The 21,012-nt window shown below is 57.7% G+C and carries 16 protein-coding genes; 2 read left to right on the top strand and 14 right to left on the bottom strand.

Annotation, left to right across the window (positions count from 1 at the left end; genetic code table 11):
- Positions 1 to 38: 38 nt before the first annotated feature.
- From CPA59_RS06950 to CPA59_RS06925, 6 genes are all read right to left on the bottom strand, one after another.
- Positions 39 to 803: an ankyrin repeat domain-containing protein gene (locus tag CPA59_RS06950; protein WP_174213731.1), complete on the bottom strand. Its 765-nt coding sequence runs from the start codon at positions 801 to 803 to the stop codon at positions 39 to 41.
- On the bottom strand, positions 800 to 1,567 hold the full coding sequence (locus CPA59_RS06945; protein WP_072093519.1) for an ankyrin repeat domain-containing protein: 768 nt from the start codon (positions 1,565 to 1,567) through the stop codon (positions 800 to 802). The genes CPA59_RS06950 and CPA59_RS06945 overlap by 4 nt, the downstream gene beginning before the upstream one ends.
- Positions 1,564 to 2,343 carry an ankyrin repeat domain-containing protein gene (locus CPA59_RS06940; protein WP_049854146.1) on the bottom strand — a complete coding sequence of 260 codons (780 nt, stop codon included), beginning with the start codon at positions 2,341 to 2,343 and terminating at the stop codon, positions 1,564 to 1,566. The genes CPA59_RS06945 and CPA59_RS06940 overlap by 4 nt, the downstream gene beginning before the upstream one ends.
- Entirely contained in the window at positions 2,343 to 3,716 is a 1,374-nt protein-coding gene (locus CPA59_RS06935; RefSeq protein ID WP_100849201.1) for a PAAR domain-containing protein, read from the bottom strand. Before CPA59_RS06935 ends, CPA59_RS06940 begins: the two co-directional genes overlap by 1 nt.
- Before the next feature lie 9 nt (positions 3,717 to 3,725).
- Entirely contained in the window at positions 3,726 to 5,762 is a 2,037-nt protein-coding gene (gene tssI / locus CPA59_RS06930) for a type VI secretion system tip protein TssI/VgrG (protein ID WP_049854144.1), read from the bottom strand.
- A gap of 164 nt (positions 5,763 to 5,926) precedes the next feature.
- Positions 5,927 to 6,445 carry an Hcp family type VI secretion system effector gene (locus CPA59_RS06925; protein WP_038918397.1) on the bottom strand — a complete coding sequence of 173 codons (519 nt, stop codon included), beginning with the start codon at positions 6,443 to 6,445 and terminating at the stop codon, positions 5,927 to 5,929.
- 403 nt (positions 6,446 to 6,848) lie between these two features.
- Here CPA59_RS06925 and CPA59_RS06920 point away from each other — a divergent pair, with 403 nt between their 5' ends.
- A complete protein-coding gene (locus CPA59_RS06920; RefSeq protein ID WP_107758936.1) occupies positions 6,849 to 8,537 on the top strand; it encodes a molecular chaperone HscC in 1,689 nt (562 codons plus the stop codon).
- Positions 8,538 to 9,025: 488 nt separating this feature from the next.
- Here CPA59_RS06920 and CPA59_RS06910 read toward each other — a convergent pair whose 3' ends face one another.
- Together CPA59_RS06910 and CPA59_RS06905 are read right to left on the bottom strand one after the other, a co-directional pair.
- On the bottom strand, positions 9,026 to 11,701 hold the full coding sequence (locus CPA59_RS06910) for a DUF805 domain-containing protein (protein ID WP_107758935.1): 2,676 nt from the start codon (positions 11,699 to 11,701) through the stop codon (positions 9,026 to 9,028).
- On the bottom strand, positions 11,701 to 12,405 hold the full coding sequence (locus tag CPA59_RS06905) for a DUF1266 domain-containing protein (protein ID WP_038920855.1): 705 nt from the start codon (positions 12,403 to 12,405) through the stop codon (positions 11,701 to 11,703). Before CPA59_RS06905 ends, CPA59_RS06910 begins: the two co-directional genes overlap by 1 nt.
- Before the next feature lie 227 nt (positions 12,406 to 12,632).
- Here CPA59_RS06905 and CPA59_RS06900 point away from each other — a divergent pair, with 227 nt between their 5' ends.
- Positions 12,633 to 14,090 (top strand): AMP nucleosidase, encoded by a 1,458-nt coding sequence (locus CPA59_RS06900; RefSeq protein ID WP_038918394.1) that lies wholly within the window; start codon positions 12,633 to 12,635, stop codon positions 14,088 to 14,090.
- Positions 14,091 to 14,416: 326 nt separating this feature from the next.
- On the opposite strand, the gene CPA59_RS06895 is transcribed toward CPA59_RS06900, so the two are convergent.
- The 6 genes from CPA59_RS06895 to CPA59_RS06870 all read right to left on the bottom strand — a co-directional run bounded on the left by CPA59_RS06895 (position 14,417) and on the right by CPA59_RS06870 (position 20,692).
- Positions 14,417 to 14,920 (bottom strand): hypothetical protein, encoded by a 504-nt coding sequence (locus CPA59_RS06895; RefSeq protein ID WP_225622648.1) that lies wholly within the window; start codon positions 14,918 to 14,920, stop codon positions 14,417 to 14,419.
- A gap of 425 nt (positions 14,921 to 15,345) precedes the next feature.
- A complete protein-coding gene (locus CPA59_RS06890) occupies positions 15,346 to 16,860 on the bottom strand; it encodes an ABC transporter substrate-binding protein (RefSeq protein WP_107758934.1) in 1,515 nt (504 codons plus the stop codon).
- Entirely contained in the window at positions 16,847 to 17,935 is a 1,089-nt protein-coding gene (locus tag CPA59_RS06885) for an ABC transporter ATP-binding protein (protein ID WP_107758933.1), read from the bottom strand. Before CPA59_RS06885 ends, CPA59_RS06890 begins: the two co-directional genes overlap by 14 nt.
- On the bottom strand, positions 17,932 to 18,903 hold the full coding sequence (locus CPA59_RS06880) for an ABC transporter ATP-binding protein (RefSeq protein ID WP_107758932.1): 972 nt from the start codon (positions 18,901 to 18,903) through the stop codon (positions 17,932 to 17,934). The genes CPA59_RS06885 and CPA59_RS06880 overlap by 4 nt, the downstream gene beginning before the upstream one ends.
- On the bottom strand, positions 18,900 to 19,757 hold the full coding sequence (locus tag CPA59_RS06875) for an ABC transporter permease (protein WP_107758931.1): 858 nt from the start codon (positions 19,755 to 19,757) through the stop codon (positions 18,900 to 18,902). The genes CPA59_RS06880 and CPA59_RS06875 overlap by 4 nt, the downstream gene beginning before the upstream one ends.
- Complete coding sequence (locus CPA59_RS06870; protein WP_107758930.1) at positions 19,754 to 20,692, bottom strand: ABC transporter permease; 939 nt, start codon at positions 20,690 to 20,692, stop codon at positions 19,754 to 19,756. Before CPA59_RS06870 ends, CPA59_RS06875 begins: the two co-directional genes overlap by 4 nt.
- Between the last annotated feature and the right edge of the window lie 320 nt (positions 20,693 to 21,012).

The following is a 21,012-nucleotide window of genomic DNA, read 5'->3' as shown; positions in this document are numbered from 1 at the left end:
GCTAGTGAAATACGAACCGACTGACCAGCGATGCTGTTTTAAAGTAATTCGCCTTTGGCGCGGCGTTCCCGAACTTCTGCGGGAGATAAGGGTGGGAATTTCACTCCACGCTGTTGCAGCAACTGCTTCACTTTCAGCGCCCAAGGATAATGTGGCGAGCGATGGTCCATCAGCGACAAACTATCTTCAACAGTCCATGCCAAATTACTTCCAGTCCTATCATAAGGATGAATATCCGCTCCCTTCTCTATCAGCCAGTAGGTCACATCATATTTGTTTAGATAGGCTGCATAATGTGCACCATTGCGACCTAGCCCATCGTTTAGATTCACGTCTGCACCACGCTCTACCAAGAGCTTAATATCAGCCCAACGTTCTTCAGCTATTGCCCCAAATAAGGCTGGAACTTTATTTTGATCTAATGAATTCGGATCGCCACCAGCATCCAACATCATTTTCAGCCATTCAGGTGATTTCGCACCAGCCACTATATTGACGGCAGATGAACCTGTACCGGTTCGAAAATTAGGATCCGCCCCCAGCTTTAACGCCAGTCTGGCTCCGGCCTGATCCTGCTGCATCACTAACCACAACAGTGGTGTAATCCCTTCCTTACCCAACTCGTTCAGGTTTTTTCCCTGCGCCAGCTGCTGCCGGGCCGCAGCCTCATCACCTTTTTGGATGCTGGATAATAAATTGACCATCGGTGGTTTGAAAAATTCACTGGCCTGCATACTGCGCCCTCCAGCCTGACAGGCGGTGAGCAGCGGCAAACAGGCCAGCAGCCAATGCCACCATTTCAAAGCGTCTCTCCCTTTTCCCATTTATCCTGAACCTCTGCCGGAGATAACGGGGGGAATTTAATACCGCGTTGCTGTAATTGCTGTTTGACTTTTACTGCCCATTGGTAAGCAGTAGTTTTATGATCGATTGTTGACAAGCTATCATAAACTCTCCATGCCAAACTACTTCCAGTATCTGAATAATTATCGACTTTGACTCCCTGCTCAATCAACCAATAAACAATTTCATATTTATTCAGATAAGCTGCATAGTGCGCACTGTTTGTATTGTGCTTATCAGCCAAGTTAATATCGGCACCTTTTTCTACCAATATTTTAATATCCGCCCAACGCTCTTCACCTATTGCACTAAATAATGCTGGCTGACCTCTTCTATCGATAGCATTTGGGTTTCCTCCTGAATCAAGAATGATTTTTAACCACTCAGGATCTTTTGCACCAGAAACGGTATTGACTGCACTATCTCCAAATCCATCTTTATAATTCGGGTCTGCCCCCAGTTTTAACGCCAGACGCACCGCCTCCTTATCCTGCGTTTCATAAATCAACCATAGCAGCGGCGTAATCCCTTCCTTACCCTGAATATTCAAGTTCAGCCCCTGAGCAAGCTGACGCCGGGCTTCCGCTTCATCACCTTTACGGATAGTTTGCAATAATGTCGCCATCGGTGGCTGGAACAATTCACTGGCCTGCATACTGCGCCCTCCTGCCTGACAGGCGGTGAGCAGCGGCAAACAGGCCAACAGCCAATGCCACCATTTCAAAGCGTCTCTCCCTTTTCCCATTTATCCTGAACCTCTGCCGGAGATAACGGGGGGAACTTAATACCGCGTTGCTGTAATTGCTGTTTGACTTTTAATAACCAGGGATATTGTGGCGAACTCTGCGCCATGATTGACAAACTTTCATGCACCCGCCAGGCCAGACTGCCACCCGTTGCAGAATAAGTATCGACTTTAGCACCACGCTCAATTAGCCAATATACAATCTCATATTGATTGATATAAGCAGCATAAAGCGCGCTATTCCTTTTCTGCTTGTCTTCTAAATTGATATCCCCACCACGCTCTACTAACAGTTTGATATCAGCCCAGCGTTCTTCATTAATAGCACTAAATAATGCCGGTTGACCTAGTCGCCCAATGGCATTCGGATTTCCCCCAGCATCCAGAACAATGCGCAGCCAGTCTGGATCTCGCACACCGGATACTCGGTTTACTACACTGTCACCTGCGCCGTCTTTATAATTTGGATCGGCACCCAGTTTTAATGCCAGACGCACCGCCTCCTTATCCTGCGTTTCATAAATCAACCATAGCAGCGGCGTAATCCCTTCCTTACCCTGAATATTCAAGTTCAGCCCCTGAGCAAGCTGACGCCGGGCTTCCGCTTCATCACCTTTACGGATGGTCTGCAATAGTGTCGCCATCGGTGGCTGGAACAATTCACTGGCCTGCATACTGCGCCCTCCGGCTTGACAGGCGGTGAGTATTCCCGCAAAAAATACAGCGATCCATTTGATTTTCTGTAACCATCGCATTATGCCCCCTTAAGCGTACTGGTAATTTTTCCAATATCGTCCTTTTTCTCTTTCTCTATACCCGCAATAACCTGATCCATACCATGACGCGCTAGCGGCGACCCACCAGATGCAGGCAAAGGCATCATCTCTCCTGCTGCTTTGGGAAGCCCGCCGCTCAACAACGCAGCAACACCGACAGCGCCCCCTATCGCCGCGCCAACGCCCCCCCCAACCAGCGCACCAGCCCCCGACAGTAGACCGGGAACGGCCGCTTTGCCATAGGTTTGCACCATAGTCAGAATCTCGCCATCTACTGCCTGTGTCTTAATCAGGGAACTGGTAGTAGCCATATCTGCACCACCATTTTGAACTATTGTATTAGAATGCAATCCAGCTGCATTGAAGGTATAACCAACTAACTTGGTCGCACTCACAGCAGCAGAGGCTAATCCTCCCCCTAAAGAATGCCCAACAATGACTGGTGGAGATTTTGATAGTACTTCCTTCACCTGAGTAGCTAAATCCATGGCTTGTTTATATTGTGTCGTCTTTAAACCCATGCCTTGACCTGCATTAGTTAACCAATCTTTGGCCCCCGTTACAGCATTATTTGTGCCTCGAAAAGTAAGCATGGTTTCATCATTTATTGCAGATTTAAATAATGCGGCACCAAATCCTGAATCTGGATCCGTAAATACAGTACCTTCTAACTTTGGCAACTGCTCTATAGTTAAACGTTCCAACCCAACCGGTGGCTTTGGCAATACCGTTCTGGCCTTACGTGCTACCTCATCCACCGGATAAACATACTGCGCCGCCTCCGCGCGCAGGATACTGTCGTTGTTAAACGCCAGTCGGGTGGCGGCGTCTTTCAGGTCCGGCATGGTCGCCGCCTGTTGCGCCAGCTTCGCGCGCGCCAGATAGCGATCCTTACGCTGCAATATCGTCAGCGCCTCATCCAGCACCGGCAGCTCGGCGGTCGCTGCCCACTCCATCATGGCGGGCAGCAGCATCGGCGTCAGCGCCAGCAGTGGAGCGCGGCTTTTCGCCGATTGTTCCGCACAGGATTTGACCGGCGACTGATAAGGCGAATCGCCAATAATCACATCTCCGCTGCCGGCCGCCACCGATCCACCGCAGCCGATGGCATCGCCGATACGTGCGGCCAGCTTGCCGTTGATAATTACCGTACCGGAACCGGCGGAAATTGCCCGGTTGTGAACCCCGTGCGGCATATTCGGACACGGACAGGCATGCAGCAACACCGCATCGCCCTTACGCGCCGCCGGTTTGCCATTGATAATCACATCGCCACTGCCCGCAATCACCGGGGTGGCGGGAAAGCAGCCGTGACCGGCACAGCTGTCCCCTAAACGCGCAGCTCCTGGCATGGTGGCTCCTTAACGCCGATCCGGGGCATCCGGCAACGTCGGTCTGGTGGGTGCCTCCGGCTCGATGGACACCGGTGCCGTGCCCGCCCCTGCCGAACCGCCGTCGTTGATTTTCACCAACGTGCCGGAGATGGTGACGCCAGCGCCGTCGATTTTGATAAACCCGCCCGGCGCCTTGATGGTCAGCGACTGTCCGGCTTCCAGCACGATATCCGCCGCTTTGAGGTAGCTGTCGGTATTGACCAGCACGCGCTGATGCGCGCCAATCAATGTCTCTTCTGAACCGGACAGCGTCGTCTGGCGGCTGCCTTCAATACGGGTGATCTCGCCGCCGCCGATAAAACGTTTGAATGACTGGGTGATGCTCTGTATCAGATGGCGGCCGATCGACTGATGATGGTCCTGCCCAATCTGTTCAAAATCATCCTGTCCGATGGTGCGATGGCTATGCCTGTCCACCCGCTGGAACTGGTCCTTCGCCACGCTCAGATGCTGATCCAGCCCGACGCTCTGGCGATGAATGTTATTAATCACCGCGTCCATGTCTTTCTGAGCATGCAGGTAAATCTGCTCCCGGGTGGCCTCATCTTCGAAACGAAGTTCGTTGAAACCACTGCCTTTGTGGGTATCGGTTCGCAGCGTGGTGCGTGTTTTGTGTTCCGGCAGCACATACGGCGTGGGGTTAGTGGCATGAAACGTCCGACCGGTGATCAGCGGCTGGTCCGGGTCACCTTCCAGAAAACTCACCACCACTTCATGGCCGATGCGCGGAATAGCGATCAACCCGTACTGGCCGCCGGCCCAGCCCTGACTGACACGCACCCAGCACGAGCTCTGGTCGTCGCTGGCGCCGTAGCGGTCCCACGGGAATTGCAGTTTCACCCGACCGAACTGGTCGCAGTAAATCTCTTCCCCCGCCGGACCGACGACGGTGGCGATCTGCGGGCCGTCCACCATCGGTTTGTACGGCAACGCCGCCCGCCAGGTAGTCGCGCCCTTCACCACCTCGAAACTGTTGCTGAGCGTGGTCGGCTCGCCGCCGCTTTCCTCTTCCAGCGCCTGCGGTTGCTGACCGCTGTGGGTCACCGCCACCACCTGCCAGGCGAGATTGAACGCCGGATTCGGGTGTTCGGTGAGAGTAAAGGTGCTGCCCGGCCGCAGTTCGGCGGCGTTGGATTCACCCACGCCGGTTATCGCATCCGCACGCAGCGCGTCCAACCGGTAGCCGGTAAACGCCTTGCCGCTCGGGTCCTGCTTGAAACGGCCGGGGTAGTCGAAGTGCTGGTAGGACTCACGTTGGTGATCCAGCTCGTTACTGGTCTTCTTGTGGGACAACCCATATGCCGGGGTTTTGAAGCTGTAGTCCTTCAGTTCCACCTCGGCGGTGCTTACCGCTTCGGCGTAGCGGAAACGGCGCACGTAAGCGCCTTCGGACAACCCTTGGGTGGCGAGATTGAAGAACAGCGCCGGGCCTTTGGCCAGCGCGCCGGCGTCGTCGGCAAACACCACCCGGTGCTTGCCGGCTTCAAACTCGTGGAAGTAGAACATCCCCTCTTCCGCCGCCAGCCGGTTGATGAACGCCAGGTCGCTTTCGCGGTACTGCACGCAGTATTCACGCACCGCGTGCTCGTGGCGCAGCGAAAAAGCAAAATCGCTGATACCGGCTTCCTGCAACAATTGCGTGATGATCTCGTCCGGCTTTTTGGTCTGGAAAATACGGGCGTTGGTGCGCAGCCCCAGCCGCCACAGCGCCGGGCGCACTTCCGCCTGATAGCGGGTGCGGCGAAAGCCGGTGTCGCCCTGAGCAAAGCGACTGACGATGCCGCTGACCCGGCGCTGCAGCTCGCCTTCGTACCACACCATCAGCTCGCACGGCTGGTCCAGCACCGCGCCAAAATCAATATCCGCCTGGCTGCTGGCAAGGCTCAACGACAGCGCGAACGGCTGGTTCAGCGCCTCGCTCAGTTCGAAATCCACCACCGCGAAGGTGGTTTCCGCCAATGCGCCGATTTTCACGGTAAACTGCAATCCTGTACTGTTGGCCACCCCGCTTCCTCCTTTTCCCGGCTCCATAGCTACCGCACACCCGGCGGATGCCGTGCGTCAGCGCAAAATCATGATCAATACGACTGCACTCAGCGATGGGCGCGCCATCGCTCAGCGCAGACAAAAACGGAAAAACCCGGACCGCAGTCCGGGTTAAGGCGGCATTACGCTTCGATCGGCGCGCGCCAGTCGTCGGAACCGGAAGTGCCGGCGACGGTGTGCTCCCAATCAACTTTGCGGTAGGCCAGCGACACTTCGATCAGCTGGGTGTAATCCTGCTTGGACGGGTCCTGGCAGTGCGGCATCTGGTTGTTGATGTCGACGATGGTGGCGTCGGTCAGGGTAGTGGTGAAGAAATGCTCCTGCTTGCCTTCGACCGAGGTGCGGTACCACTTCAGGGTCACGGTCGGCAGCATTTCGCCGGACGCCAGCGCGTTATACAGCAGCGGTACGGCTTTGTTCAGCGCGACGGTGAACTTGAACGGTTTGTGCACGCGCTGGCCTGAAGGCTGGCCGGACTGCGGGTCGGTCGGCACAGTGACGATGTGGTTGAATTCCTGTACCAGCATCTCGTCTTCGTGGCCCTGCACGTAGATGTTGCCGACGGAGTCGGAGGTGAAGGCACCGGCAGTGATATTGCCCTGAGTTTTACCTTCGATGCTGATATAGCATGGAGTTGGCATAGTCTTGCTCCTTGTTGTTGAACATGTGTTTGACTTCACCGTTCATAGAGCAATGACCATGCCACTTTTTATTTATTTGTTTTAAAAGGGAAAATCCACATCGCCATTTTCCCTAAGTCAAATTTGAGCAAAAAATTGCGCAGACCTCCCGAAAAAACGGCATCCATTGCGCAAACAGGGATTTATGCTGGTAACTGAGCAAGAAGTTGCGCAGATTTCGCATTTATTCTTATGCAGATTATTTAGTGAACAAAAAAATCAGAAAATTTGTGATTTTAGTCACAAATAATTTTTCTTAATTTTACTGCCATCGCTGCCGATACCGAGCCACAGAGCAAGTTATTCAATCTGTAAGGCAACCATCCTTTTCACGCTCATTAATGGAATATGTGAGGACATTGACATGATTCACCAGCAAAACACTGCCCCGGCTATCGGTATCGATCTCGGCACCACCAATAGCCTGATCGGTGTTTGGCAGGAGGGCAAAGCGCACCTGATTCCCAATGCGCTCAATGAATACCTGACGCCTTCGGTCGTCAGTCTTGAGGAGGACGGCGCCATACTGGTCGGCCGACCGGCCGTCTCCCGCCTGACGACCCACCCTCACCTGTCCGCCGCATTGTTCAAACGCCATATGGGCAGCAGGAAAACCTTCCGGCTGGGTGATCACGCGTTTGACTCCGCAGAATTATCGGCACTGGTGCTGAAATCGCTCAAGGCCGACGCTGAAAGTTATCTCGGCCACCCGATCAAAGACGTGGTGATTTCCGTTCCCGCCTATTTCAGCGACGAGCAACGCAAGCAAACGCGGTTTGCCGCCGAACTGGCGGAGTTGAACGCCGTCCGGCTGATCAATGAACCCACCGCGGCGTCGATGGCCTATGGGCTGCACACGCAAAATCTGGGGCGCACGCTGGTGTTTGATCTGGGCGGCGGCACCTTCGACGTCACGGTGCTGGAATACGCCTTTCCGTTGATCGAAGTGCACAGTTCCGCCGGCGATAACTATCTGGGCGGCGAAGATTTCACGCAGTTGATCGTCAAAGCCGCGCTGAAGACATGGCAACTGGAAGAGAGCCAGATTCCCGCCACGGAGCTGGCGCAGCTTTACAACCTGGCCGAACAGTGGAAATGCCGGCCGGCGGCCGAACAGACCAAAACCCTGTGCTGGCGCTGGCAGGAGCGGGAATGGCGTCTGGAACTGGATGACGCCGCCGCGGAAGCCATCTGGCTACCGCTGTTAAACCGGTTGCGCGCGCCGATTGAGCAGGCGCTGCACGACGCCCGGCTGAAACCGGAGCAACTGGATCACATCGTGCTGGTCGGAGGCGCGTCGCGTATGCCGGTGATTCAGAGGCTGGTGGTGCGGCTGTTTGGCAAACTGCCCTATCAGCATCTGGACGCCAGCACGGTGGTGGCGCAAGGCGCCGCGGCGCAGGCGGCCTGTCGGCTGCGCCATGAAGATATCGAAGAAGTGATTCTCACCGATGTCTGCCCGTATACGCTGGGCATCCGTACCGCCAACGATCACCAGAGCGGCCTGTTCTCGCCGATTCTGGAACGCAACACGGTGGTGCCGACCTCGCGGGTTGAGACGTTTTCCACCTCACGGCCCGGCCAGACGGCGATCAGCATCGCCATCTATCAGGGAGAAAGCCCGTACGTGGAGAACAATATTCTGATTGATGAGTTCGACATGACCATCCAGCCGAAGGACCACCCGCAGTCTATCGAAGTCCGCTTCAGTTACGACATCAACGGCCTGCTGGAAGTGGATATCAACCTGCCCGACAGCGGCGACACCTTTACCAAAATGATCGATCGCAGCCCGGTGGGGCTAAGCGCGGCGCAACGCGAGCAAAGCCAGCAACGGCTGAAAGCCCTGAAAATTCACCCGCGCGATAATCTGGTCAACCGTAATCTGCTCGCCCGGCTGGAGAAAGCCTGGGCGCAGACGCGGGCCGACGAGCGAGCGCAAATCGGTATCTGGCTGCGGGAATTCGAGCAGGCGCTGGCCGCCCAGCATACGCCTCGCATTCAGGAAACCCGCGTTCGTCTGGAACGCGCACTGGACGAGTGGGATAGATAGACAATTCGTTCGATAAATCCGCTCTATAAACACCAATAAAGGAGCTGAAGGCCCCTTTAATTGTCTGATTGCTGACAAAATCCTTAAGTACAGGATGAAGCATTTTCCTGGCGTCAAAAACTGTGCTGAGGTGGGTGACTTCGCCGGATGCGCGGCAGGGACGCCGCGCAAGCCCGTGCCGCGCCGGACAAAAACGCGAAAAGCGTTTTTGAACAGCGTTTACGCTGGCCCGCAGGGCGAGCCACAGCATGTGGCGAGTCAACGCGTCACGGGCGGTCCGAACAGCGAAGGCGAACGCCGAAGGAACCGCGTCAGCGGCACAGTTTAGCCACCAGCCAGTGGTCAAGGAGAGGCGGCGTCTGAGTCTCTCCTTGTCGTGCGTGCGATGAAGCGGCAAAGAAATGACACCGCTTATCCCGCACGAAACTATTCACTGACCGGACAAAATTCACCATTTACAAGACAGCATAGCTGTTGATACCAACCCGCTACTCCGACGGTATTTCAGGCGGGCCGAACCGGTTCCATCGTTTGCTGCCGTTAAGACATAGCGGTAAAAAGACGAAAATCGGCAACAACACCACGCAGAACGCCGAAAGCGACGGGCTGTTACTGCCCATGTCGTTGAAACGACGTCGGGCGGCGCTGAACAGATTGAGCAGCAACAGAGCGATAATCACCAGATTTTTATGCGGCGAATGCTCAAGCAGCATGTTGCCTCCGGTATAGAGCAGCAGCGCGCCGATCCAATTTTGCGCAAAAAAACCGGCTCGATCGATGCGATCGCTCATTCGCCAGAACTGCCAGAACCGGCCGCGCGCCACGCCGTTGTGTTTAAAGTGCGACTCTCGCTCATCGGCGTATTGCTGCAGTATTTTCGCCACCAGCCGCAGCGTCACATCGTCATGAGCGTGCCGAAGACAATCATCCAGCAACGCCTGCTCGTCGTTATCCGGCAAATAGGCTTCATTCTGATGGAACTTGTCGATCATCCGGCCGATCAGTCCGATGCGTTTATCGTCCTCCAGCGGCTTGAGCGCCTGATGCAGTTCGTCAGACTGGCGTTCCAGCACCGCGTTGGCAATTTGCTCCAGCTCCGGCGTTTTTCCTTCCAACTGCTGCAACCACTCCCGGTGTTTCTCCGCCTGGCGGTCGCTCCCCAGATAGCAGTAAATAGCATGGAATAAAATCTGATAGACCAGCGGTGACTGTGCCACGGTTTCGCGCCAGCCGGACTCAGAGCTATAGAATTGACTGGCGGCGGCGATATAACTGTGCCCATCCTGACGCAGGTAGTCCTCCACCGACACCGGCAAACGCATCCAGCAGTTATAGTGAAGCCCGTCGGACAGCACCAGCCATGTCGATAGCTGACGCATGGCGTCATCCGGCTCAACCGCATCCAACTGGCGGTACAACCGATACAGCGCATACGCCGGGTGCGATTCCGGCAGCGATGGAATCTCAAGGTGGCGCAGCCATGACAGACTCTCACGCGGGTAGGCCACCATCAGCGTCAGCAGCATGGCGTGGCGGAATTCGTCACGCGCGCTGACACGCTCCTGTTCAGGCAGGACGATATCCCATACCGAAGCCAAAAACGCCAGCCAGTCTTTGACCGGCTCCAGCATCCGGTTGCATTCGGCATGTTCGGTCAGTTTGCGCAATGGGCCCGGCGGCAAGCGCCGCCATTGCATCAGCCATGAAAAGACCTGATTCCAGACCACCGAATCGGTATCGTCGAACTCAGCCGGCAGCGCGGCGTCCGACGGCGCCGCCAGCCACGCGGTGAACGCCTGAATCACCGAAGAGGTCGCCAGCCATTGCAGGCGCTGTTCCGCCTGCGCCCGTAATCCGGACATAACCAGCGCCGGCAGCGGCTCGTCCGGTATCGGTTGATCCAGAATATCCTGCAGCAGTCGCTCGTTGCCGAACGTGAGCATACAGGCATGCCAGTAGCATTGATCCTGCAACGTGTCGCCGTGGTTCCGCACCAGATGCGCGTACATGATTTGCGGCTTCCATGCGCCCAGCTTCCATTGCACATAGTCAGCCGCACGCGAAGACAACGGCAGTTGCGCGGCATCCCCCCAGCGGGCCATCATCTGCACCGTCTGTTCCGGCTGGAAGAAACGCTGCAGCGAATCCTCAAGGCTTACGCCGTCCAGCGACGGCGCCACGGCGCTATTGAACGACTGGATCAACAGCGGCAGCCACTCTGGCTGGCGCCGCGCGCACCAGTCGATCAGCCATTGTTCGGCCTGCCCGTGCCGGTTAAGCAGATACAACCGGCGCCACAGTTCGAACGCCTGCGGCTCATCGCCGGTCAGCGCACAGTGGTGTGCGCTCAACCGCAGCCACTCGCTATCCTGTGGTTGAGCAGCAAGTTGCTCCAGGCAGTAATCACGCAATAACGGCTGAGGCACTTCGGCCAGGCTGTACCAGCGAGCCAGTTGATGCATCAGCGCCGGGCAGTCCGGCCAGACAATCACGGCCGCATCGTTCAGCAACGTCTTCAACATGAAACCAGGCCGGTTCCAGAACAGTTCCCGACACTGCTGCAGGAAAAAGATCGTTTCCAACTGTGCCGGCAGGTTGAGCCCGTCCAGCGATGAGAAATCGAACCAGTCGCCCCGCGCCAGAAAATCCAGATACTCGTCCATCTCGCCGGCGAGTTCCTGAGGCAACTCGTTCAGCCGTTGACGCCAGCGCAGCCTCTCGGCCAGCAGCCCGGCGCAGGAGGCCGACAGACAGGGTTCCCGATACAGCCGTTTTAACAGCGGCCAGCGGGCCCGCTCAACCACCGTCATCCCGAACTGATCCAGCGTGTGAATAAAACGCTCCCAGCCGATGGGTTGCACACGGGCGGCAGGGTCGGACAACAGTTGCTCAAACGCCGCGCGCAGCGGCTCGGTGTCGGCGTCAAATTCAAACCGGTTGTCGGCCGGCGCGTCGGCTTCCGCCGGAGCCTGCTCGTCTGCCTGCGGCTCACCGGGATGCTGCGCCAGCCGGCAGGCGGCGTCATAAGCCTGCCGCAGGCGCTTAAACCCTTCCGGGTCGGTTTCGGGGTGGAATTGCGGCAGCGTTTGCCGGTAAGCCTGACGAATGGCGTCCATATCCTGCGTGGGTTCAATGCCCAGCAGTTGCCAGCACAGATTATCCATTACACCTCTGCTCCCTGTAACGATGCGGGTTTCTCCATGTCCGGATGCGCCACGTCCCACCGCAGATGTTTTATCGGGCTGTCGGCGTGACAATAGAGCGCGTTGAACTGGGCGACATAGGAAGGGCGTCGGCAGAGATGACCCCATTCATACCGCTGAATCTCCGGCGATGCCTCATCCAAGGCCAGCCAGTAGGTTCGGCCGACGAAAAACGCCGCATAGTAATTTTGCCAGCTGCGATAGTAATAGTTGGCCCGCGCCGCCAGACGGGAGTGAAGCCACTGGCTTTCCGTCTGATTGATCCAGCCGCTAAGCAGACCGACCCGGCAGAGAAAACCCATTCGACCGAGATCCCAGGCGCGGATGCCGGCTTCGCCGCACAACGCGGCCGTTTCCGTCACCAGCGTCAGCACGCCTTGCCGGCCTTCAGGCTGGCCGGCGCAATATTCTTGCCATTGTTCGGGGCTCAGCCGGTGCCACAAATGATAATCACGTTCCAGGTTCTCCGCGTGTCCGTTGTCGGTCATGCGATTAATCATGGCGATCAAGTCGTCGCGGGAAGCGATATCCCAGCTGTCTTTCAGGCTGAAAGTCTTGCCCGGCGGGTAAAACGTATCCGCATCGTAGCGGGCGCCGTAGTCGATATTCAGCGCCACCATCGGCGCTGACAACGCCAGCAGCCAGTGTTGATATTCCTGTTCCATCACCATAACGTCCAGAGGTTATTGGTTCGTCCTGTTCGTAACATAACAAAAAATGAGGAAAAACTGTCAGATACCGCCTGACATCTCCCCTAATATCGGTACGATCGCCGCATTCCATGAGCCTGACTTTTCAAATTCACTTTTATCCCATCGTGCCGTGATGTGCGGTATGCCACAATGGACGCACTGTATGGCGTCGGCCATCGCATCGGAAAAAAGGAGTAAAGATGAGTTATGCACCTGGCGCTGGCCTGTCCGCCAGCGAGGCGCTGGACCAACTGGAAGCGCGATATGATGCCGCGGTCAAAGCGTTGCGCACCGCGATCGGCGATTTTATTACCCACGGCACCCCGCCGGATGCCGCCGCGCGCGCCAACGGACTGTTTGTCTACCCGGAGCTGCGCATCAGTTGGGACGGACAGTCCCAGAAGCACAGCAAGACCCGCGCGTACGGCCGCCTTACTCACGGCGGCAGCTACCGCACCACCGTCACCCGCCCTCAGTTGTTCCGGCACTATCTGGCGGAGCAACTGGCGATTCTGGAAAACGACTATTCAGCGACCATCGACGTCGCGCCTTCGGACAAGGAGATTCCTTATCCGTATGTGATCGACGGCGCCAATCTGGGGCTGGAGCGTTCGATGAGCGCCGCGCTGGCGCAGCACTTCCCCACGCCGTCGCTGGCGCTGATCGGCGATGAAACCGCCGATGGCCTGTTGCAGACGCTCGACCATTTCCCGCTGTCGCACTTCGACGCGCTACGCACCGATTTCTCGCTGGCGCGCCTGCGCCACTACACCGGCACCCGCGCCGAACACTTCCAGCCGTTTGTGCTGTTCACCAACTACACCCGTTACGTCGATGAGTTCGTGCGCTGGTCCTGCGACCAGATTGCCGATCCAGAAAGCCCGTATCAGGCGCTGGCCTGCGCCGGCGGCGCGGTGATCACCGCCGACACCGACAACCCGCATCAGGCGGTATCGGACCTGGCGTGGAAAAACCATCAGATGCCGGCCTACCACCTGATCTCGCGCGAAGGGCGCGGCATTACGCTGGTGAACATCGGCGTCGGACCGTCCAACGCCAAAACCATCTGCGACCATCTGGCGGTACTGCGGCCGCACGCCTGGCTGATGATCGGCCACTGCGGCGGCCTGCGGGAAAGCCAGACCATCGGCGATTACGTGTTGGCGCACGCCTATCTGCGCGACGACCACGTGCTGGATTCGGTGTTGCCGCCGGATATCCCGATCCCCAGCATCGCCGAAGTGCAGCGCGCCTTATACGACGCCACCAAACAGGTGAGCGGCATGCCGGGTGAAGAAGTGAAACAGCGCCTGCGCACCGGCACCGTGGTCACCACCGACGACCGCAACTGGGAGCTGCGTTATTCAGCTTCGGCGCTACGCTTTAACCTCAGCCGGGCGGTGGCGGTAGATATGGAAAGCGCCACCATCGCAGCGCAGGGGTATCGTTTCCGCGTGCCTTACGGCACCTTATTGTGCGTGTCGGACAAGCCGCTGCACGGCGAGATCAAACTGCCCGGTCAGGCTAATCGCTTCTATGAAGGGGCGATTTCCGAGCACCTGCAAATCGGCATCCGCGCGGTGGACCTGCTGCGCGCCGAAGCGGAACACCTGCACTCGCGCAAACTGCGTACCTTCAACGAACCGCCGTTCCGGTAAGTAAAAAGCCGCCTTCAGAGAAGGCGGCTTTGATGTAGCCCCCTGAAAGGGGGCACAAAATATTTATTCGCCACTCTTTAGCCTTCTTCTCGAATGCATTACCGAGGAAAAAACCTCACTGCCTCTCTGAATCATCCAAGTGTAAGATGAAACATTTACGCATCGGCTTTCTTCAGGCTATAGCCTCACAGGAACAATCACCACCTCCCGAGGAGGTGGTTTAAAGCTGACAATAAAAAACCCGCCGAGTGGCGGGTCTGTCTAAAGATTTTGTCTCACTGTAACGTTTCCTACCGCAGGAATGGCAAAATATCGCAGCAAGATGATCAGATACTTAATTCACAGGCACTAGCAAAACTATTAACTGAATTAGTTGAACCGGATACTCCGCCGGAGAAGGAGGACTGGTGTCCACCATCTTTTGTCTGGATTCCGACTAAAAATTTTGATTTGGCAGTTTTGAGCAATTTAAGCACCTGAGTGACTTTATCCATATCATCGGATCCGACCTGGATAGTCTTGTCATTTCGTCGGGAAATCATCGCGTCAAACTTTATGGGATCATTACCATCAATCTTGATAATCAGATCAGCAGGGAAATCAGGGTTGTTAGATGTCTTGTCCGCCTCTGCATAGGCAATAGAGGCTTTTCCCTTTGTGCAGTCAAAAATCACAAGTGAGGATGAGTTACCCAAGCTACCCATCATCACGGCCTTATGACCGCCCGAAAAAACATCATCATCGACCTTGGTCATCCACTCTGCATGGGTGAACGGAGAGATAAAAATCATTGCTGCAAAAATAATTTTTACAAAACTCGAACGCTTCACGTTACATCCTTATTGCTTGTTAGACTTATTTTGATGATAACTGATTTTATAAAAAATATTCATTTATCCATGCTCTGATAGTTTTTTATATCCGCAAATTGTGCATTTGAAATAACCTGTTGTTGACCTCATAAACGATTGCCATCAGTCCTCCGGAAGTAAAAATCCGCCTTCAGAGAAGGCAGCTTTGATGTAGCTCCCTGAAAAGGGGCACAAAATATTTATTCGCCACTCTTTAGCCTTCTTCTCGAATGCATTACTGAGGAAAAAACCGCACAGCCTCTCTGAATCATCCAAGTGTAAGATGAAACATTTACGCATCGGCTTTCTTCAGGCTATAGCCTCACAGGAACAATCACTACCTCCCGAGGAGGTGGTTTAAAGCTGACAATAAAGCCGCTCCCGGTTAACGGGAGCGGTTAACTTTACCCCTTCACCGTATCTTCGAGGAAGAAACGCCCCAGCGGGTTTTGGTAGAAGCCGCTGATGTTCTTGCGCGTGACGTTACGGTACGGGCTGTAGTAGAGATCGATCCAGTTGGCGTCGTCCTTGGCCATCTTCTGCAGGTCGATGTACATCTGCTCACGCTTTTTCGGGTCCATTTCCACCCGCGCCGCCGCCGCCAGCGCTTTGACCTGGTCATTCTGATAACGGGTCATGTAGTTCATGTTGCTGTCGTGGCCGAGCACGAAGGTGGTTTTCTGGTCCGGGTCCAGAATGTCGTTGGTCCAATAGTTGACCGAGATGTCAAAATCGCCCGCTATCAGCATGCTCCAGCTCTGGCTGGGGTCGACCTTTTGCAGATTGACGGTGACCCCGGCTTTCGCCAGTTGCTGTTGCAGTAGTACGGCGATCTGTTCATCCACTTCATCCCCGGCGTTGACCACATAATTCAGCGTTAAATCGGACGCGCCCGCCGCTTTCAGCATCTGTTTGGCTTTTTGCGGATCGTACGGGCGCTGCAGGTTGTCGGCGTAGTAATAGAGCGCCCCTTTCGGAATATACGAATTGGCGACCGAGCCGTAGTTGAACGTCACGGTCTTAACGATAGCGCTTTTATCAATCGCGTAATCCAACGCCTGACGGACCTCCACCTTGCCAAGCAGCCCGTGGGAATGGTTAATCAGCAGACTGTCCTCACGGGTGGATGGATCCAGCACCACCTTCAGATTCGGGTCCTTCTGCAGCGAAACGATGCGCGAGAACGGCACCGACAGCGCGGCATCCAGTTCGCCGGCCTGCACCTTCAGCATACGGGTGTTGTCGTCCGGAATGGTTTGCCACTCCACCCCGTCCAGGTTGACGTGGTCCGCCTGCCAGTAATAGGGATTTTTCGCCAGCACGATCCTATCGCCGCGCGCCCAGGATTTAATGACAAACGCGCCAGAACCTATCGGCTTCTCGGCAAAGGTTTCCTCACCCAGGCTGTGGACGATTTTTTCCGGCAGCACCGAGGCGTTCGGCAGCGCCAGCTGCGACAGGAACGGCGCGGAAGGCGATTTCAGCGTTACGACCAGCGTATGCGCATCCGGCGCCGCCAGCTTATCGATGATGCTGTAAGAGTCGCGCCACAACGACTCCTTGCTGTCGCGGATACGGGTCAGGCTGAACACGGCGTCCTGCGCCGTTACCGGCGAGCCGTCGGAAAAGCGCGCCTCGCGCAACGTGAAGGTGTACACCGTGCCGTCCGGCGACACCGTCCAGCTCTGCGCCAGCCCCGGCTCCAGTTTGGTGCCGGTTTTATCCACCCGAATCAGCACGTCGAACACGTTCGAGAACACCCAGTTATCAGCGTTCTGCGCCGATTTAATCGGGTCGAAGGTTGTGCTGTCCTCACGCCGTCCGATGGTGAGAATCCCGGCCGCCTGCGCCAGTTCGCTGACCAGACTGAGCGCCAGCAACACGCTGGCGGCCGCCACATTGCGCTTATACATTTTCATGGCACGACTCCCCTGTTGATACGATTGGAATGCGAGTGGAAGCGGAAAAGTCCGCGGAAACGGCTCCCACGGCGTCGGCTGGCGCCGTGGGGCAAAACGCGATGTCGCCGGCCCGCAGGCAGGCTGAATACTGACGCCCCTGCGCTCGCAACGGCGGCGTTTCCTGCCGGCACGCCGCGATGGCATGCACGCAGCGCGGGTGAAACGCGCAGCCGGAAGGCAGCGCCAGCGGGCTGGGCGGTTCGCCCATCAGGCCGGTGGCCGGCAGTGAACGGTCAGGATCGATATCGGGAATGGCGGCGATCAGCGCGGCGGTGTACGGATGCTGCGGCTGGCTGAACACCGCCTCGGTCGGCCCTTCTTCTACAATGCGCCCGAGATACATGACCGCCACCCGATCGCACAGCCGCCGCACCACCGCCAGATCGTGCGCGATAAAGATCATCGCCAGCCCCATCTGTTCGCGCAGCGACATCAACAGGTTGATGATCTGCCCCTGAATCGACACATCCAGCGCCGACACGCACTCGTCCGCCACCACCAGCTGCGGCTCCAGCGCCAGCGCGCGGGCAATCCCGGCGCGCTGACACTGCCCGCCGCTCAGGTCATGCGGATAGCGCCGGCCGTGCTCCGGCCGTAGTCCCACCATGGACAGCAACTGGCTGACGCGCTCGGCAGTGACGGCGGGAGATAACCGTTTATGGACTTTCAGCACCTCGGCGATGCTCTGGAACAACGTCTGGCGCGGATTGAGCGAGGAAAACGGGTCCTGAAAAATCATCGCCGTCTCTTGCCGTAAGCGGGCTACGTCGCTGTGCAGGCCATCGCTGACCGGAATGCCGTTGAAACGCACCCGGCCGCGCTTTAACGTCTCCAGTTGCAACAGAGCACGGCCCAGCGTGCTCTTGCCGCTGCCGGACTCACCCACCAGCCCGAGGGTTTCGCCGGGAGCAATCTGCAAACTGACGCCGTTGACCGCCCGCACTTCGCGTTTTTGCCACGGAAAGCGGCCCGATACCGGGAACGTCACGTCAATCTCTTCCGCCTCCAGCAGCGGGTATATCAGTCCACTCATCCGGCCTCTCCTTCATGTTCCGCCAACGGGTAATGGCACGCCAGTTGCCGCGCCGTACCGTCCAGCGACGGCGTCTGCCGCTGGCAACGCTCGCCCGCCCGCGCACAGCGCGGCTCAAACCGGCACCCGTCGCCGAACTGTTCCGGCAACGGCGGCTGGCCGGGCAACGTACGCAACGGCCCGCTGTCGCCCGCCTGCATCGGCTGGCACGCAATCAGCGCGCGGGTATAGGGGTGGCGCGGCGAAGACAGCAGCGCCCGCTTCTCCCCCAGCTCGCACAGGCGGCCGCCGTACATCACCGCCATGCGGTCGCAGGTCTGCGCCACCACGCCCAAATCGTGGGTGATCATGATGATGGCGATGCCCAGTTGCTCGCGCAGTTGCGCCAGCAACCTCAGGATCTGCATCTGCACCGTGACATCCAGCGCGGTGGTCGGCTCGTCGGCGATCAGGATCTGCGGTTCGCAGGCCAGCGCCACGGCGATCATCGCTCGCTGCCGCATGCCGCCGGAAAACTCGTGCGGATAATTGCCGGCCCGCCGTACCGGGTCGGGGATGCCGACCTGCTGCAACAGCGCGACGGCCTCATCACGCGCCGCGCGTCGACTGCTGCCGAAATGCAGACGCCGACTTTCGGCGATCTGCTCGCCGATGGTCATCACCGGATTGAGATGGCTGGACGGATTCTGAAAAATCATCCCCAGCTGTCGCCCGCGCACGGTTGTCATCTGCGCGTCGCTCAGTTGCATCACATCCTGACCGTTGAGCCACGCCTCGCCGGCGGCGATATGCAGCCCCGCGCCCGGCAACAGCCGCATCAGCGCCCGGCAGGTCAGGGTCTTGCCGGAGCCGGATTCGCCCACCAACCCCAGCATTTCCCCCTTCTGCAAGGTAAAGGAAACCGAATCCACCAGCCGGATTCCCTGACGGTTTTCCAGCGTCAGCCCCCGTACATTCAGCAGCGTCATGGCCGTGCTCCCAGTCGATCGCCCAGACCGTCCGCCAGCAAGCTAAAGCCCATCGCCAGCAGCACGATCGCCAGGCCGGGAAAGGTGGTCATCCACCATGCCGTGGTGATAAAGCTCTGCCCTTCCGCCACCATCACGCCCCACTCCGCCAGCGGCGGCTGCACCCCCAGCCCGAGATAGCTGATGGCCGCGCCGCTGAGCAGCACCAGTACACAGTCGGACATCGCAAACACCAGCGAACTGGTCAGCGCGTTCGGCAACAGGTGGACGAACAGCACCCGCCAGTGACTGTAGCCCAGGCTACGGGCCGCCAGAATGTAGTCGCGCTGGCGGAGCGTCAGCACCTGCGAGCGCACCAGTCGGGCGTAGGACACCCACCCCACCATCGCCATAGCGATATAGAAGCTCATCAGCCCCGGCCCCAGCACCGCGATAATCGCCAGCATCAGCACCAGAAACGGGAACGCCAGCACCACGTCGATCACCCGCATCACCAGGGTGTCGGTCAGGCCGCCGAGGTAACCCGACAGCGCACCCAGCAGGGTGCCGATGCAAAATGGGAACACCACCCCCAACAGGCTGATTTGCAGGTCGATACGGCTGGCCCACACCACGCGCGAGAAAATGTCGCGGCCGTAGTTGTCGGTGCCGAACAGGTGGGCGCCGCCCGGCGGCTGCAGGCTGACCGACGGGTCCTGCGCTATCGGGTCGAACGGGGCTACCCACGGCGCCAATAGCGCCAGCAAAACCCAGCACAGCAGAATCAGCGTGCCGGCCAGCAGCGCAGGCTGGCGGAACCGCCGGCGCGCCGCGGCAAAACGCGGGAAGAATGTGAAAGACGAAACCCGGCTCATAGACGAATCCTCGGATCCAGCGCCACCGTCAGCAGGTCGGCCAGCAGGTTGACCGTCACGGTGGCGACGGCAAACAGCATCACCACGCCCTGCACCACCATGTAATCGCGGCTGAAAATCGCCCGAACCAGCAGTTGCCCCATGCCGGGCAGCGCGAACACGCTTTCGATCACCACCGTGCCGCCAATCAGCCAGCCGATATTCACCGCCAGCAGATTGAGCGTCGGCACCAGCGAATTCGGCACCACATGCCGCCAGAAAATCCGCCGCTCCGGCTGGCCGCGGGCGCGTGCCGCCACCACATAATCGCTCTTGAGTTCCGCCAGCAGGCTGGCGCGCAGGTTGCGGGTCAGCACCGCCGATAACGCCAGCGCCACCGTCAGGCACGGCAGAAACAGATGATGCAGCCGCTCGGCCCAACTGCTGCCGTAGCCCGACACCGGAAACCAGCCTAGCCGCAGGCTGAACAACAGAATCAGCATGATCCCCAACCAGAACGCGGGAAACCCCAGCCCGGCGGTGGATACCAATCGAATGAGCTGATCCGTCAGCCCGCCGTGATACCGGGCCGCCAGCGTCGCCAGCGCAACAGCCAGCGACAGGGCAATCAGCACACTGCCCAGCACCAGCAGCAGCGTCGGCTCCACCCGGGACGCCACCAGCGGCAGAGTATCGATTTTGTAGACGATGGAGCGCCCCATTTCGCCGTGCAGCAGATTGCGCAGAAAGTAGAAATACTGCAGCCAGACCGGCTCATCCAGGCCGTATTGCGCGCGAATGCGGGCGATGGCGTCCGGCGTGCTGCGAATGCCCAGCAGCAGACGCGCCGGGTCGCCGGGAATGGCCCGTACCAGCAGAAAGGTGATCAGACTGATGCCGAACAGCACCGGCAGCATCTGCAACGGACGCAGCAATAAAAATCGGTAACGGTGCATGTTATTTCCCCCACTGCGCTGCACATAAACAGTGCAGTCTGCCCGGCGACGGCGTTATCGGAACCGGAACGGCGCAAGCACGCCGACGGGAAACAACAGCTCGATAGTCGTGACACTGGCGCATAAAAGCCTCAATTAACACCGCCTTAATCCGGCACTGGCATTTACGCTAGCGGTCACTCACCGCGCTGGGTAGTTAGTAAAAATGCTAGTTTTTGCGTGTAGCCAACTGGCACCCAAATTGCATTAACTCAGGAGATAAACGTCGGATTGTGTCGTGATCCATGCCGTAAGCGGGAGGGCAGCCGTGAGCGAGAAGA

The organism is Dickeya sp. Secpp 1600, assembly GCF_003049805.1.
GTDB lineage: Bacteria > Pseudomonadota > Gammaproteobacteria > Enterobacterales > Enterobacteriaceae > Dickeya > Dickeya fangzhongdai.
Note: the sequence above shows the minus strand (reverse complement) of the source record. Positions and strands in the feature narration are given on the sequence as shown.

Coding starts and splice junctions, on each gene's coding strand:
- CPA59_RS06940 (WP_049854146.1), bottom strand. CDS start 2,343: ATGCGATGGTTACAGAAAATCAAATGGATCGCTGTATTTTTTGCGGGA.
- CPA59_RS06935 (WP_100849201.1), bottom strand. CDS start 3,716: ATGCCAGGAGCTGCGCGTTTAGGGGACAGCTGTGCCGGTCACGGCTGC.
- CPA59_RS06925 (WP_038918397.1), bottom strand. CDS start 6,445: ATGCCAACTCCATGCTATATCAGCATCGAAGGTAAAACTCAGGGCAAT.
- CPA59_RS06920 (WP_107758936.1), top strand. CDS start 6,849: ATGATTCACCAGCAAAACACTGCCCCGGCTATCGGTATCGATCTCGGC.
- CPA59_RS06910 (WP_107758935.1), bottom strand. CDS start 11,701: ATGGATAATCTGTGCTGGCAACTGCTGGGCATTGAACCCACGCAGGAT.
- CPA59_RS06905 (WP_038920855.1), bottom strand. CDS start 12,405: ATGGAACAGGAATATCAACACTGGCTGCTGGCGTTGTCAGCGCCGATG.
- CPA59_RS06900 (WP_038918394.1), top strand. CDS start 12,633: ATGAGTTATGCACCTGGCGCTGGCCTGTCCGCCAGCGAGGCGCTGGAC.
- CPA59_RS06890 (WP_107758934.1), bottom strand. CDS start 16,860: ATGAAAATGTATAAGCGCAATGTGGCGGCCGCCAGCGTGTTGCTGGCG.
- CPA59_RS06885 (WP_107758933.1), bottom strand. CDS start 17,935: ATGAGTGGACTGATATACCCGCTGCTGGAGGCGGAAGAGATTGACGTG.
- CPA59_RS06880 (WP_107758932.1), bottom strand. CDS start 18,903: ATGACGCTGCTGAATGTACGGGGGCTGACGCTGGAAAACCGTCAGGGA.
- CPA59_RS06875 (WP_107758931.1), bottom strand. CDS start 19,757: ATGAGCCGGGTTTCGTCTTTCACATTCTTCCCGCGTTTTGCCGCGGCG.
- CPA59_RS06870 (WP_107758930.1), bottom strand. CDS start 20,692: ATGCACCGTTACCGATTTTTATTGCTGCGTCCGTTGCAGATGCTGCCG.